At 37.8% G+C, this 13834-nt stretch carries 15 protein-coding genes; 9 read left to right on the top strand and 6 right to left on the bottom strand.

The annotated features are described in order from the left end of the window. Positions 1 to 123: 123 nt before the first annotated feature. From J8L71_RS01855 to J8L71_RS01845, 3 genes are all read right to left on the bottom strand, one after another. Complete coding sequence (locus tag J8L71_RS01855) at positions 124 to 858, bottom strand: enoyl-CoA hydratase/isomerase family protein (RefSeq protein ID WP_210999013.1); 735 nt, start codon at positions 856 to 858, stop codon at positions 124 to 126. A gap of 203 nt (positions 859 to 1061) precedes the next feature. After that, complete coding sequence (locus J8L71_RS01850) at positions 1062 to 1676, bottom strand: response regulator transcription factor (protein ID WP_210999012.1); 615 nt, start codon at positions 1674 to 1676, stop codon at positions 1062 to 1064. Further along, positions 1673 to 2776 (bottom strand): histidine kinase, encoded by a 1104-nt coding sequence (locus J8L71_RS01845; protein ID WP_210999011.1) that lies wholly within the window; start codon positions 2774 to 2776, stop codon positions 1673 to 1675. The genes J8L71_RS01850 and J8L71_RS01845 overlap by 4 nt, the downstream gene beginning before the upstream one ends. A gap of 324 nt (positions 2777 to 3100) precedes the next feature. On the opposite strand from J8L71_RS01845, the gene J8L71_RS01840 reads away from it, so the two are divergent. From J8L71_RS01840 to queG, 4 genes are all read left to right on the top strand, one after another. After that, positions 3101 to 3967 carry a DMT family transporter gene (locus J8L71_RS01840; RefSeq protein WP_210999010.1) on the top strand — a complete coding sequence of 289 codons (867 nt, stop codon included), beginning with the start codon at positions 3101 to 3103 and terminating at the stop codon, positions 3965 to 3967. Continuing rightward, positions 3964 to 4659 carry a glycerophosphodiester phosphodiesterase family protein gene (locus J8L71_RS01835; protein ID WP_210999009.1) on the top strand — a complete coding sequence of 232 codons (696 nt, stop codon included), beginning with the start codon at positions 3964 to 3966 and terminating at the stop codon, positions 4657 to 4659. Before J8L71_RS01840 ends, J8L71_RS01835 begins: the two co-directional genes overlap by 4 nt. Positions 4660 to 4707: 48 nt before the next feature. After that, positions 4708 to 5928 carry a methyl-accepting chemotaxis protein gene (locus J8L71_RS01830; protein ID WP_210999008.1) on the top strand — a complete coding sequence of 407 codons (1221 nt, stop codon included), beginning with the start codon at positions 4708 to 4710 and terminating at the stop codon, positions 5926 to 5928. Between the two features lie 66 nt (positions 5929 to 5994). After that, positions 5995 to 7128, top strand: coding sequence for a tRNA epoxyqueuosine(34) reductase QueG (gene queG / locus J8L71_RS01825; RefSeq protein ID WP_210999007.1), 1134 nt, complete (start codon positions 5995 to 5997; stop codon positions 7126 to 7128). A 34-nt stretch (positions 7129 to 7162) separates the two neighbouring features. On the opposite strand, the gene J8L71_RS01820 is transcribed toward queG, so the two are convergent. From J8L71_RS01820 to J8L71_RS01810, 3 genes are all read right to left on the bottom strand, one after another. Beyond that, the gene (locus J8L71_RS01820) at positions 7163 to 8290 is read right to left on the bottom strand and encodes a response regulator (protein WP_210999006.1); all 1128 of its coding nucleotides are present in this window, start codon (positions 8288 to 8290) and stop codon (positions 7163 to 7165) included. Positions 8291 to 8344: 54 nt separating this feature from the next. Further along, positions 8345 to 10339: an ATP-binding protein gene (locus J8L71_RS01815; protein ID WP_210999005.1), complete on the bottom strand. Its 1995-nt coding sequence runs from the start codon at positions 10337 to 10339 to the stop codon at positions 8345 to 8347. A gap of 124 nt (positions 10340 to 10463) precedes the next feature. Further along, the gene (locus J8L71_RS01810) at positions 10464 to 10949 is read right to left on the bottom strand and encodes a GNAT family N-acetyltransferase (RefSeq protein WP_210999004.1); all 486 of its coding nucleotides are present in this window, start codon (positions 10947 to 10949) and stop codon (positions 10464 to 10466) included. An 81-nt stretch (positions 10950 to 11030) separates the two neighbouring features. On the opposite strand from J8L71_RS01810, the gene J8L71_RS01805 reads away from it, so the two are divergent. The 5 genes from J8L71_RS01805 (at position 11031) to J8L71_RS01785 (ending at position 13802) form a co-directional block, all read left to right on the top strand. Continuing rightward, positions 11031 to 11597 carry a glutathione peroxidase gene (locus tag J8L71_RS01805; RefSeq protein ID WP_210999003.1) on the top strand — a complete coding sequence of 189 codons (567 nt, stop codon included), beginning with the start codon at positions 11031 to 11033 and terminating at the stop codon, positions 11595 to 11597. A gap of 78 nt (positions 11598 to 11675) precedes the next feature. After that, complete coding sequence (locus tag J8L71_RS01800; RefSeq protein WP_058547036.1) at positions 11676 to 11957, top strand: peptidylprolyl isomerase; 282 nt, start codon at positions 11676 to 11678, stop codon at positions 11955 to 11957. A gap of 57 nt (positions 11958 to 12014) precedes the next feature. Continuing rightward, on the top strand, positions 12015 to 12593 hold the full coding sequence (locus J8L71_RS01795) for a glutathione S-transferase family protein (protein WP_210999002.1): 579 nt from the start codon (positions 12015 to 12017) through the stop codon (positions 12591 to 12593). 17 nt (positions 12594 to 12610) lie between these two features. After that, positions 12611 to 12961 (top strand): DUF2750 domain-containing protein, encoded by a 351-nt coding sequence (locus J8L71_RS01790; protein WP_058547034.1) that lies wholly within the window; start codon positions 12611 to 12613, stop codon positions 12959 to 12961. A 160-nt stretch (positions 12962 to 13121) separates the two neighbouring features. Beyond that, a complete protein-coding gene (locus J8L71_RS01785; RefSeq protein WP_210999001.1) occupies positions 13122 to 13802 on the top strand; it encodes a hypothetical protein in 681 nt (226 codons plus the stop codon). Positions 13803 to 13834: the final 32 nt, after the last annotated feature.

The raw sequence follows: 13834 nt of genomic DNA, 5'->3' as shown, positions 1-13834 counted from the left end.
AAAGCTATTAAACTTTTACCAACTTAATTTTGTGTTTAAAAATATAAGATAACAGGACTTAACACGTCCTTAATTATGCTGCGTGTTTGTTTCAATTATAAGTTAAACACGCAGGATTTAAGTCTACTTTTTCTGTAGGTTTTTCCAGAGCAGTTTACTAATATTTTCTATAAATGCTGGGTCTTCTTGTTTTATTGTTTGTAAAATATGTTTGTTTATTTGTGTTTTATTTTGAGCATAAATCCAGCGATTTTTATTAAATTGCTGTGCAAATTCAAGTACACCAGCTTGTAGCTCTTCGTTATTAGTAAACACTTCTTCTATTACATTGTTTGTTAAAAGTTCGCTCGCACCAACACGCTGCCCAGACATAGCTAAGCGGTTAAAGTAGGTGTGAGGAATTGCTTTATGAATAATAGGGATCATAGAAGGCACAAACGGGACGAGTACATCAACCTCAGGAAAACAGAAAAAGCCTTTGTCTGATTTCATAAATCTAAAATCACACGCACACGCAAGTACAGCACCATTACCATAAGTATGGCCGTTTAACGCTGCTATAATAGGCATTGGAAAGGTAACAATACGCTTTAATAGCTGGGTTATTTCAAGCATAAAGTTAGCGATATCTGTAGGTGTGTTACTTGAGTTAGCCATCCATTGTAAGTCGATTCCAAGTGACCAGTTTTTATCACTCGATGATGTTAATACTACCGATGTAATGGCTTGGTTACTTTCAGTGTTATCTAGGTGTTGGTTAAGCTGCGCTAAAAATGCGGGGTTGTGGCGGTTTTCAGCGGTGTTCATCGTTAATATAGCGGTGTTATTTTCGTTTTTAAACTCTATTAATGCTGTCATTAAACTCTCACTTGTTGTTTTTTAGCATAACTTTAAGCGCTGTTCGTTACTTTTATAAGTAACATAGTAATACTTTACTTATAATTTATAAACCCAGAGCAAGTTAAGAAGCCCTCCTGCGTTAATTGTGTGGTTTATGGCTATCGCGTTAAATTAGTGAGTTATTTAACGCGATACCGAATTTGTTTTTAATAAAAAGGATACTAAAGCCAGCCTTTTTGCCTTGCAATACGCGCTGCATCTACGCGGTTTGTAGCGTTTAGCTTTGCGATTGCATCAGACAAATAGTTACGCGTAGTGCCTTCGCTTATAAAAAGCAGCTTAGCAATCTCACTTGTTTTAAGACCATCGCTTGCAAGCTTGAGTGCTTTGCGTTCTTTGTCGGTCAGTGGATCGGCATCATCTAGGGCGTTAATGGCAAGCTCTGGGTCAATTACTTTTTGCCCTTGCATTACTTTTTTAAGCGCGTTGATAAGCTCATCGCTCGGGGCTTCTTTTAATATAAATCCTTTAACACCCGCACTTAATGAGCGCCTTATATAACCCGCTCGTGAAAACGTGGTCATTATTACCACTTTTATATCAGGAAATTTTACCGCTATTTGCTCACTCAGCTCTATGCCATTCATATTTGGCATTTCGATATCGGTTAAAATAATATCAGGCATGCTGTCGTATGTAAGGCTAGTTATTGCTGTTAGCGCATCTTGGCCGTTACTTGCTTGGCCTATTACCTCAATATTAAAATCAAGGCTTAGCAAAGCAGCAACTGCGTCGCGAACCAGTGCTTGATCTTCCACTAAATATACTTTGATCATTGTAAATCCTTAGCTGTAATTGGCAGTATTACATTTAAAGTAAAGCGCTCGCCACATGTAAAACTAGCACTACCATTAAGTTGCTCTGCGCGCTCTTTTATACCGTTTAAGCCATTACCTGCGTTTAACGTGCTGCAAGGTGCATGATCGATAACCGTTATAAGTAATTGCTGCGCTGTTTGCTCTATATTTATTTCGCTGTTTTTTGTACTGCTATGGCGCAGTAAATTAGTAACGGCTTCTTTAATTATAAGGCCTGCTAACCCCTCTACTTTAGCGGGCAAAGTATTTAAAACCACGTTAAATGTAACGTTAAACTCTTGCTCTATAAGCCTTTGTTTAAGCTGCGCCAGCTGACTAACTAAATTAAGCTGTTTTAAATCACTTACGGCGTTTCTCACGTCGCTTAACAGTTGCCTTGCAAGATCAGCAACTTGTGCTATTTCGTTATTTGCCTGCTCATATCGCTCACCCTGATTCAACTTATTGGCAAGCTCTGCTTTTAACGCAATTGATGAAAGTGAATGACCTAAAATATCGTGCAGGTCGCGCGCTATTCGTTCACGCTCAGCAATGGCAGCTAATTGCTCTAATTGGTTAGCGCTTTCTTGCTCGCGCATTTTGTGCAGCCGCTCTTTTTGACTAGCTATACCAAAGGCAAATAATGCGGCTGAAATTAATAATGTGCCTGCTAAAAAATATTTTACATTTTCCATATCAGCTAAGTAGGCGCTTAATAATACCGCAAAAGCAATACCAAATACTGCGTATACCCTGTGCCTTTTACTATACGATTCACCCGCTATAAAAGTGATAAATCCGTATAAGGTAGACGTGCCTGTGGTATAAAATGTAGCGCTAAAACAAACCACTAACATCATTATAAACAGTTTAGAGATAGCTTTTGTTTCACAGTTCATGGCTTTTATATAAAGCAAAATAAATACAATATAAAACGCCACACTCATTACAATTGTGTTTACTGGCAAATGCGATAAGTTAAAAAGAGTGGGTAATAAATAAAACCCCGTAAAAATTAATGGCACGTACTTCCAAAAATTTTTATCTGCTGGTTTTGAAAGTGTGTTAGCTTCACTCATACACATACCTCTAAGTTATTATTTTTATTTAAAGCACTATTTTTATTAATAAATATAAATAACACAAAAACACTAATGAGTATAAAGTAATCATTTATTGAAACACTAAAGCTAATTGATTCCAAAAACTCGCTAATCGCCAAGCTTATTAAAACGAATGTATTCATAGCAACCTCCAAGTAAGTAAGGTAACTATGCCAAACCCTAAAATTAATAAGAGTGTGAAATGTCATTAACTTTGCTGACAATTGTCATGTTTTATAAATTTCATCCTGTAGGCGCTCGCCCAGTGATAACATATTAAAAAAAGGAGATGATGTTTAAATGCAGCCACAACAGCAAAGTTTAATTTACTTACATATTGCCGTATTACTTTTTGGGGGCACTGCCCTTTTTGCAAAACTAATTGGTTTAAATGCGCTTGATATTACTGTTTACAGAACCGCCATTGCTGGTATGGCACTTTTGGCGATGCTGTATTTTCAAAAAAAACAAATAAAACTAAATAAACCTAAAGACTATTTAATAGCACTATTTTTAGGTGTAGCAGTAGGCTTACATTGGGTAACTTATTTTGCAGGCATGCAAATGGCCGGTGTTACTATTGGTATGCTGGCTTTTTTTAGCTACCCCGTTATGACGGTTTTTTTAGAGCCGGTGTTTAATAAAAGTAGGCCCCAAGCGAAAGATATAATAAGTGCAGCTATTGTAGTAGTTGGCATATATTTACTCGTGCCAAGTGCCGATTTAGGTGACGATGTAACCTTTGGTGTCATTACGGGAATTGTATCGGCTTTGTTTTTTTCAATTAGAAACATCATCCACAAGCGCTACTTTAGCCAGTACGGCGGCCCACAGACTATGTTTTATCAAACCTTGGTGGCAAGTTTAATGTTATGCGCATTTATTGAAGTTCCTGTGTATGAGGTTAGTAACCACGACCTTATTTTAATTGCTGTGGCGGGTATTATTTTTACCGCTACACCACACTCGTTATTTGCAGCCAGTTTAAAGCATTTATCTGCAGCAACTGCGGGGTTAATTTCTTGCTTACAGCCACTTTATGGCACAATACTGGCTATAGTAATTATTCATGAACGCCCTACTTTAATGACACTTATTGGCGGTGCGCTTATTGTTAGTGCTGCATGTTTTGAAACCTGGTCAATCACTAAAAAGGCTCGACAATGAAAGTATTCGCACACAGAGGTGCCAGTGGCGATTTTCCTGAAAACACTAAAAGCGCAATTTTAGAAGCACTAAAAGCCAACATTGATGGCATTGAAGTTGATGTTCAGAGTACGCTTGATGATTACATGATTATTCATGATTCGTGGCTTGATAGAACCACCAGCGGCACAGGTAAGGTAAGGGACTTTACTGCCCAAGACTTGTCTAAACTAAATGCGGGTAACGGCGAAAAAATACCAACGCTTCAGCAGCTAATTGATTGGAATAACAATAAAACATTATTAAATTTAGAGCTTAAACATACCTTTGAACTTGAAAAGTTTACAACGGTGCTTGAGTGTAATATTGCAGCAGGCAAAATATCAAAAGAAAACATTTTAGTGTCGTCGTTTGATCATCATCAATTGCAGTACCTTAAAAAAATACTACCATGGCTTAAAATAGGCGCATTAACATCATCGATCCCGCTTCACTACGCAAAATTTGCTCAAGAGCTAAATGCATTTAGTGTCCATGTAGATAAAAACTTTGTAAATAAAGAATTTGCAGATGATGCTAAAAAACGAGGCCTAAAGATTTATGCTTATACGGTCGATAAAGAGCAAGATATATCACTGATGCTTGAATATGGTGTAGAGGGAATTTTTACCAACTATCCAGCCCACACTAAAGCTTATTTAGCATCGTTATAGTAAAGGTAGCTTACCTATTGCTAATCAAAATTACAGGACTTGAGTTCAATGAGTGGTTTTATGAAAATTTATGATTATGTAGAACAAACATTCTTTTTTACACTAACCCGTAAAATAGTGGGTAATTTGAGTTTTGTATTTTTGTTTCAAGCAATTACATTATTTTGGTTATATCAAACCTTAAGCGAACAACAGCAAAGTACAGGGTTATTTTGGTTGCTAACTTTCGTTATTGTAGCTGGCTTTGTTTTTACTCTTTTTTATATGCGCTTTCTAATTGTACGTCCTGTAACTGCAATGCGAGACACTTTAATACAAATAAACCAGCAAGATGCCAATTTAGCAGCAAAACTCCCTCATTTTTCTTATGATGAATTTAAAGATTTAAGTACGCAGTACAATATATTCACCACTCATTTAAGTGAGTTATTAAGCACTACGCACAATAGCGCTCAAGCTAGTGCGCACAGTAACACTCAAGTGACTGAGTCTATGCATAGTACTGAGCAATCAAGTGAGCAGCAAATAAACTTAAGCCGCAGTATTATTAATGCCAGTATGCAAATAACGCAAAGCTTACAAAACATAGTAAGCAACACAGACAGCGTGCATGAGGTAAATAATGAACACCTTAATTTTGTAAAGCTCTCTGCATCCGAACTTTTAGCCTTAGTTGAGCAAGTTGGTTTGATTACTAATATGCTGGGTAGCTTTTCAAACACGGTAGCAGGGCTTAAAGAAAACAGCGAAAATATTCGCAGCATATTAAAAATGGTTGAAGAGTTTTCTGATCAAACTAATTTATTGGCGCTCAATGCTGCAATTGAAGCGGCTAGAGCCGGTGACGCAGGTAGAGGCTTTGCTGTTGTTGCCGATGAAGTACGTACGCTGTCAATAAAAGTAAGCGGTGCAACTAGGCAAATTAGCGACTTTATTAACCAAATGAACGAGCTAGTAAATGAAACAAACAAAGAGTCAGAGCAATTAATTACCCATTCTAATAATGCGCAAAGCGCGATAAGTAATACATCCGATGGCTTTACTAAAATGCTGAATGAGTTTGAACAAAACCAACAACAGCTCCAACAAATAGTAAATGCTGTACATACGTTAGAAAACACTCAAACACAGACCCATCAATCGGTAGAGCAGATAGTAGCTTTAGGCGAGCAAGCCAAACAACAAATAGATACTGCCCTTAACGATTGCCAACAATCTCAGCAATTAAGCTTACAAACCCAGCAACAGTTAAAGCGATTTGTGCTCTGACAGGCGTTTTCGCCCACCAGCAAATATGTTAAATTACGCGGCTATTAATTTAAGCGTGAAATGTGTGTGAGCAACCCTACTCCAAATTATGAACAACTAGCCCAACAAATTAAAGTATGGGGGCAAGAGCTTGGCTTTAGCGAAGTTGGCATAACCGACATTGATTTATCTAAGCACGAAGCACAATTACAGCGCTGGCTTGATGCAGGTTATCACGGGTCAATGGATTATATGGCGGCACATGGCATGAAACGCGCTCGCCCTGCTGAATTAGTTCCTGGTACTCAGCGCGTTATTTCGGTAAAAATGAATTACCTCCCCCCTGATGCAAGCTTTGCTAAAACACTTAAAAATACCGAAAAAGCCTACATTAGCCGCTATGCTTTAGGGCGTGATTACCATAAATTAATGCGTAATAGGTTAAAAAAACTAGGCCAAAAAATAGAGCAAGAAATTGGCGATTATGGCTTTAGGCCGTTTGTAGACTCAGCGCCGGTGCTTGAGCGCCAACTTGCTGAAAAAGCAGGTTTAGGCTGGCGTGGCAAACATTCATTGTTAATAAACCAAGAAGCTGGCTCATGGTTTTTTTTAGGTGAGTTATTTGTTGATTTACCCCTACCGATTGATGATGAAAACACCTTCGAAGGCTGCGGAAAATGTGTAGCCTGCATTACGCTTTGCCCTACAGGTGCAATTGTAGAGCCTTATGTAGTTGATGCACGCAAATGCATATCGTACTTAACTATTGAGCATCAAGGCGCTATACCTGAGCAATATAGAGCTTTATTAGGTAATCGTATTTATGGCTGCGATGACTGCCAACTGGTATGCCCATGGAACCGATATGGACAAATAACTGATGAAAATGACTTTCACCCTCGCACACAATTAAAAGATAAAGACTTACTTGAGTTATTTGCTTGGGATGAAGCAACGTTTTTAAAAAACACTGAAGGCAGCCCTATTCGCCGTATTGGCCATGAGCGATGGCTACGTAATTTAGCGGTGGGTTTAGGAAATGCCGATTTTAGCCCTAAGATAGTTTTTGCCCTTGAAGATAAAGCTCTGAATTGCAGCGAGCTTGTTTTAGAGCATATTAATTGGGCACTTACACAGCAAAACGACAAACAGCGTGTGCAACTTCGAAAAACCCTAAGACTGATTAGAATTGTTGAAAAAGGTTTACCCCGAGATGCTTAAATACCCGAAAGTAAACCTCAAAATTTAAAACATACTAGCTTTTTAATAACAACGAAAGATGTTGCTCAATTTCAGCAAAGGCTGCTTTTACCTGTTTTACAGACTCCTCTCTAGCAATTGAATTTTGGATTGTTTTATCTACTTTTTTATAAATAAACACCTCCTGATCTTCATCTAACCCCATTGTAGGAATACGCTCTTCAAGCTCTTCTTGTAATTGTTTAAATACTCTTTCGTTACTTTGGCGGTTCTCATTTAATAAGCTAATTAGCCCATGAAATTTGCTGTGTACCGCACTTGCAACAGCATTAAGTTTCGCCTGTTGCGACTCAAGCATTTTTTTGGTCATGATTGCGCGTAATTGTTGTTCGGTCACGCTTACAATAAAACACACGTGATCGCGTATGCGCCCGTGTTTATCTGGATCGTGATCTGGCATGTTTAAAATAAGCAGGCTAATCAGTTCATAATTAACTAAAATTCGGTGCGAAAACTCATGTAAACGCCCTTTATTTTTAAGCATTTCAAATAGCTCAACGACTATTGGCGAACATACACCATTTAGCGCAAAATGGCTTATTTCATCGCCCTGCCTAAATTCAACATTACTTTGTAAGTCAAATGATTTAAGGCAATCTATAAGTGCTTTACCTAGCTCTTCTGGTTCATTAATAAAACCTATGTTTTCAACATAGTTAACTATTTCGCCCATTTCACTACTGTTGGCCATCGCATTAAATGCTGTAGAAGTCGCGTCTTCAACTTGCTTTTCGAGGCTTTGTTTTTCAATAAGTACTTGGTTTAAGTTTTTGAGTTTTGATTTAAGTTCATCGTGTCCAAATGGCTTTACAATATAATCCTCTGCACCTACTGAATAGCCTTCCATTCGCTCTTCAACAGTACCGCGTGCTGAAACAAACATAACAATTATATGCGCTGTATTAGGGTTAGCCTTAAGTGCTTTACACACCTCATAACCGTTCATTTGCGGCATACTTACGTCGAGTAATATAACCTGAGGCATATAATCTTCAACCATGCCTAAGCATTCTGGGCCGCTGGTTGCTACTTGCAATTCAAAATCAAGTTCTTCTAAAATTTCTTCAATTATTTCAAGGTTAAACGGCTCGTCATCGACGGCAAGAATTTTAGTTAAGGCCATAATTTATCATCCATTCAAATTCTTAAAAAAAGTTACTTGGCTTGCCAAAAATAATTAGTGGTTTTGCTGCTCTAATTGCTCTTCGGCCAAATGTTCATCTAGGTTTATTTCCAGTGGTACTTGTATGCATACTGTTGCACCACCGTTTTCGTTATTTTGCGCGGTTATTTCACCTTGGTGTAAAGACACAAACTCCCTACATAAGGCAAGGCCTAAACCGGTACCGCCTGCACCACTATTTGTTTTACTACTTTGTGCAAACTTAGTAAAAATATGTTCGAGCTCATCCTCAGGTATACCAATGCCGTTATCAATCACTTCTATTATGGCAAGCTCATTGTTTGACTCAAGAGTTACTTTAATTTTGCTTTTTGGCTCACTAAATTTTAAGGCGTTGCCGAGTACATTTCGTAATAACTGATTTATTTGTTCTTCATCGCACTGTGCAATAACGGGTAGTGGTTGGGCAATAAAAGCTATTTCTATTTCTTTTTCCATAGCAGTACCCGATACATCATCAATGCTTGTTTTTATAATATTTGCTAAGTTGTATGGTCGAGGGTTAAAGGGAAATTTACCCACGTCGAGTTTAGATAAATCGAGCAAGTTATTAAGTAACGAAAGTAGGCGCTCACCACTACTTTCAATGCGAGATAAATATTTTACGAGTTTTTCTTTAGCAAAATCGCCAGCAGCTAATTTGCTCAAGCCAAAGCGCGAAAAGCTTAATATTGAATGCATTGGTGTACGTAACTCATGCGACATGTTGGCCAAAAACTCTGATTTACTAAGATTGGCAGCTTCAGCGACATTTTTAGCATGCTCAAGTTGCGAGGTACGCGCTCTTACTTGTTCCTCAAGTACATCTTTTGCTTCTAACAGTAAATCTTCTTTTTGCTTAAGGTGCGTTACATTTTTAAAAATAACAGCAAGGGCTATATCACCATGGTGATCTATTTCGTTAAAAGAACCCACCAGCGGAATGTAACCCCCCGTCGTTTTAGCTAAACGCAAATCACAACTAAATTGACGATTACTATTTAGCGTTGAAATTTTATCTTTAATACCGCTAATAGAATCCTCATCTAAAAAGCTAAATACAGATTTACCTTCCAGTTCATTAAACGGTAAATTAAACAGCTTTAAACATGCATCATTAGCTTCTATTACTTTACCACCGCGCTGAAACAGCATGATGGCATCGGGTGTATGTTTATAAATAACTTGAAGTAGGCTGTCTTTTTCGATTAATGCATCTACGGTATCTTGAAGCCTTTCAACAAGCTCTGCGTTGTCGCGTTTTAGTAGCTCTGTTTGCCATAGTTTATGTACCGACTGAAGTAAAACACTGTCATTTAAAGGTTTAATGAGTACATCTTCTACGCCTTGGCGAATAGCCTCTATCATCGAAACTTGATCAGGACGAGAGGTAAATAACAAACAGCGGCAATGTGATTGCGAAACTTTTAAGCGTGAAAAAATATCTAACCCAGTACCATCATTTAAAATAAAATCGCTTATGAGTATGTCTATGTGCTTATCTTTACTTATTTCTAATGCTTGGGTGCTATCAGTGGCTGTATAAGTTTCTATGTGCGCACCAACCAAACTGGTTTTCATTTTTTCAAGGCGCTCAGGGATATGGTCAACTAATAAAATGGTTGGCAGTTTTAATATATGATTTGAGCCAAGTTCAAGTAGGCTCTCTAGCAGTGAAGTGATTTCTTTATTGGAAAAAAATGGGTAAACCACCGTTGCATTAGGTGCAACATGGTTTAGCTCACTAAAGGCAGTTAATTGCTCACCGTTCTCAGCTTTAGGTGCAAGCAGCATAAAGCGCTCTTGCACAACTTCATTCGCAAGCGGTTTTATAGCATCTACAGGCACACCATGAGCGACTATAACAAGGTCATAGTCAGCGATCCGAGTGTACATTTCTAGCATGCTAAAGTGAATTAATTCGACTTCACATCCTATTAATTCTAAAAGCACCTTCACCCTCATGGCGATGATACTGCTACTATCAACAATTAATATTTTTCGAACCATCAAGCTACACTTAAAATTAATAAACTTAATATGTTAATAGCGTAGTCCATTTTTATTTAATTAGCATAAGTCCTTGTACTTATTTTGTAAAAAAAATATAACTCAGATTTAAAACATCATTCTATTATAGGTGTTTTCCAAAAATAGTTAGGCTATATGGTGTATCGTCCATAATGGCAACATTAGGTAATTCGCCCCATACATCAAACTCAAAATGTTTAAATAACTTTATGCTTGGCACGTTATGACTAAAAATAAAACCTAGTAATACTTTAATACCTAACTGCTTAGCTTTTGTTTGAGCAAATTCCATTAACTTTTTACCTAAACCTTTACCTTGCGCTTTGCTGGTAATATAAATACTTATTTCTACTGTGCCATCGTAAGCTGGGCGGCCATAAAACGACTTATAACTAAGCCAAGCCAGTACTTTTTCTTCTTCGCAGTAAACATAGATGGGGCGATTTGCAGTATGGCTATTAAACCACTCACGCTTTTGCTCCACGCTCACTTCTTCGGTATCAGCGGTCACCATTCGAGACGCAATTGTTTCGTTATAAATGGAGACTATTTCATTTAAATCATTAATATTTGCAAGGCGAGTTGTCATAGTAACTTGAAGGGTTGATCAATTTTGTTCATATTAGCGTATGTTCCCCCTATCAAACAATCGTAAATGTAGGAGCTAGTTATGCTAAAAAAAATAATTTTAGGGTTAGCTGCTTTATGTATAAATATACCATTGCACGCACACGCGTTAACGAATGAAAGCGCAGAAGCATGCCAAGATTTTACCAATGTAGATATACGAAAGCTGCGTTCTGAGCAAACAATTAACTTGTGTCAGTTTAAAAATAAGCCTTTGCTTATTGTAAACACAGCCAGTAATTGTGGGTTCACCCCACAATTTAGAGGACTAGAGGCACTTTACAAACAATACAAAGACGAAGGGTTAGTAATACTTGGTTTCCCGTCTGACGATTTCTTTCAAGAAGAAAATGACGAAAAGTTAACGGCAAAAGTATGTTTTGTAAATTATGGGGTCACTTTCCCTATGTTTGCCACCAGCGAAGTACGCGGTAGTAATGCTAATGCAATATTTAAACACTTAAATGAGCGGACGAGTTCACCTAATTGGAATTTTTATAAATATTTGGTATCTGCTGATCGTAAAACAATTACTCGCTTTAACTCTAAAACTGAACCTTCGTCAGCACGCTTAGTTAACGCAATTGAAAAAGCACTATCTAATAACTAAACTGGTACAATTAGCGTAACCTGACTAGACTAGTTTCAATTTTATTAAAAAACATTACTTTAAATCCAGGAGATTTTGATGACAGTAGCAAGCGCACGACACATACTTGTAGATAGCGAAGCACAATGCTTAGACCTAAAAACACAAATTGAACAGGGCGAAGATTTTGCTGAATTAGCAAAAGCACATTCTAACTGTCCTTCGGGTCAAGATGGTGGCGCTCTTGGTGAGTTTGGCCCAGGCATGATGGTACCTGAATTTGATAAAGTTGTATTCTCTGCACCTATTAACCAAGTGCAAGGCCCTGTTCAAACACAGTTTGGCTATCATTTACTTGAAGTTACAAGCCGTTCAGAATAACGTTGTGTTACTACAATAAACAAAAAGCCGCTTATGCGGCTTTTTTTAGGAGTATTTATGAAGCTTATTGGTACTGATGCCTCACCTTATGCTCGGCGCATAAGAATGTGGGCTCTTGAAAACAACTGTGATTTAGAATTTGTTACTTTAAATATATTTTCTGAAAAAGGCCGCCCTACCCTTGCTAATAATAACCCTGCACGCAAAGTACCTATTTTGGTTGATGGCGATCTCACGTTAGGCGATTCAAATACAATTTTACGCTACCTTCTTAAAAAAACAGCTAAGCCTGATCTGACATGGCCACAAGAGCAATTACTTACAATCGTTAATGCCTGCAATGATTCACTTGTTGAAATGGTGCTATGCAAACGCTCTGGTTTTGATACTCAAAGCGATAAGCTATTTTTTAATCTGCAAAACGAACGCATTGCTGAAACATTAAGCTATTTAAATACGCATTTAGCCGATGATGAATTTAAAAGCTGTGAATACCTCAACATCAGTTTATACTGCCTGCTTGATTGGATTTGCTTTCGCGAACTGACTGACTTTAGTCAGCACAGTGAGCTTGTTGCTTTTCATGAGCAATATAGCAAGCGCCAAGCAGCAATAAATACCAGTCCTAGTCTCTAATTTAAAAAGGTAAACACATGAGCGATATCGAAATAGAATCACAACTAGTTAGCTTTGTAGAAAAAGTACGTGTAAGCGAGCAAGTATGGGCACTAAGCAGCGATGATGGCGGCTTTGTTGTATGTGAGTCAAATCAGTTTGCAGAAACTGACGTATTACTTTTGTGGGAAAGCGAAGAAGCAGCTAAAGCCCAATGTAAAGACGAATGGGCTGAATATAGCCCAGCAGAAATCAATCTTGATGAGTTTTTAGATGATTGGGTTGAAGATTTAAACGAAGATAGTGCTTTAGTTGGTCTAAATTGGAATGATGACCAAGTATGTGTAGAAATAGAACCTGTAGGTTTAGCACGCGCTTTAAGCGAATAATTTACGCTATAAACTGATAGCGAATAAAAACACCCTGCCTATTTTTATGCAGGGTGTTTTTGTTTAAGCAATTAAATAACCTAAATTCTAGAATCGATACTCGCATCTTTGTATAGTTTGAGTATAAAATAGAACACGTCATTACTTTCAAGGTATTACGTTGAAAACCCATCTTGGTCGTCGCCCTTTTTCAGCTATGGAACTGCATACACTTTATAGTGGATATATATATGGTGATGTTAAAGTTGCACGTGAGCAAGCCAAACATTGGCACTTTTGGCTGCCTTTAATCGCTTATTATAGCGGCGCGTATAGCGACGAAATAGGTTGCTTAACACTTGATGACCTTGTTTATGAGCATGGCAATTTATGTTTTAGCTTTCATACCCACGGAAAAATAAAACCGCGCTTAGTACCTGTGCATCAGGCTTTAATTGATGCAGGCTTTAATGACTACCTTAATTTTATTAAAGCCCGCGACCAGACCCGCTTAATGTTCGACTTACCAGCCAAAACAGGCCGCTATAGCGAAAAAGTACGTATATGGTTTTCCGGTGAAGGGGAGCGCGCTGGGTATTTGCAAAAATGCGCCATTCCTAATGTAGACCAATTAGGAATGAAAACGGCCATTAGCAGTCTGCGTCTTAACTTTGAGCAACAAATTCGTATTTATGCGCTGCAAGCAGGCTCAAAAGATGCCTTTAACTACTTAATGGGCTTTAACGAATATCAGCACGATAAGTTTGACGACATTTCATTATTAAATAATGTGATTCAGCAAATTCGTATCATTAACTCTCACGTGCATTGGACACGTTTTACCCTGCGTGAAAGTCATTGACAAACTTTGTTACTCTTTAGCCTCTTTTTGAC

This window comes from Pseudoalteromonas sp. MMG007 (assembly GCF_018100985.1).
Lineage (GTDB): Bacteria > Pseudomonadota > Gammaproteobacteria > Enterobacterales > Alteromonadaceae > Pseudoalteromonas.
The sequence above is the reverse complement of the archived record's forward strand: the minus strand, read 5'-3'. Positions and strand labels throughout refer to the sequence as shown.

Excerpts from the sequence above, each read along its gene's own strand:
- J8L71_RS01855 (WP_210999013.1), bottom strand. The coding sequence starts at position 858 with ATGACAGCATTAATAGAGTTTAAAAACGAAAATAACACCGCTATATTA.
- J8L71_RS01850 (WP_210999012.1), bottom strand. The coding sequence starts at position 1,676 with ATGATCAAAGTATATTTAGTGGAAGATCAAGCACTGGTTCGCGACGCA.
- J8L71_RS01845 (WP_210999011.1), bottom strand. The coding sequence starts at position 2,776 with ATGAGTGAAGCTAACACACTTTCAAAACCAGCAGATAAAAATTTTTGG.
- J8L71_RS01840 (WP_210999010.1), top strand. The coding sequence starts at position 3,101 with ATGCAGCCACAACAGCAAAGTTTAATTTACTTACATATTGCCGTATTA.
- J8L71_RS01835 (WP_210999009.1), top strand. The coding sequence starts at position 3,964 with ATGAAAGTATTCGCACACAGAGGTGCCAGTGGCGATTTTCCTGAAAAC.
- J8L71_RS01830 (WP_210999008.1), top strand. The coding sequence starts at position 4,708 with ATGAGTGGTTTTATGAAAATTTATGATTATGTAGAACAAACATTCTTT.
- J8L71_RS01820 (WP_210999006.1), bottom strand. The coding sequence starts at position 8,290 with ATGGCCTTAACTAAAATTCTTGCCGTCGATGACGAGCCGTTTAACCTT.
- J8L71_RS01815 (WP_210999005.1), bottom strand. The coding sequence starts at position 10,339 with ATGGTTCGAAAAATATTAATTGTTGATAGTAGCAGTATCATCGCCATG.
- J8L71_RS01810 (WP_210999004.1), bottom strand. The coding sequence starts at position 10,949 with ATGACAACTCGCCTTGCAAATATTAATGATTTAAATGAAATAGTCTCC.
- J8L71_RS01805 (WP_210999003.1), top strand. The coding sequence starts at position 11,031 with ATGCTAAAAAAAATAATTTTAGGGTTAGCTGCTTTATGTATAAATATA.
- J8L71_RS01800 (WP_058547036.1), top strand. The coding sequence starts at position 11,676 with ATGACAGTAGCAAGCGCACGACACATACTTGTAGATAGCGAAGCACAA.
- J8L71_RS01795 (WP_210999002.1), top strand. The coding sequence starts at position 12,015 with ATGAAGCTTATTGGTACTGATGCCTCACCTTATGCTCGGCGCATAAGA.
- J8L71_RS01790 (WP_058547034.1), top strand. The coding sequence starts at position 12,611 with ATGAGCGATATCGAAATAGAATCACAACTAGTTAGCTTTGTAGAAAAA.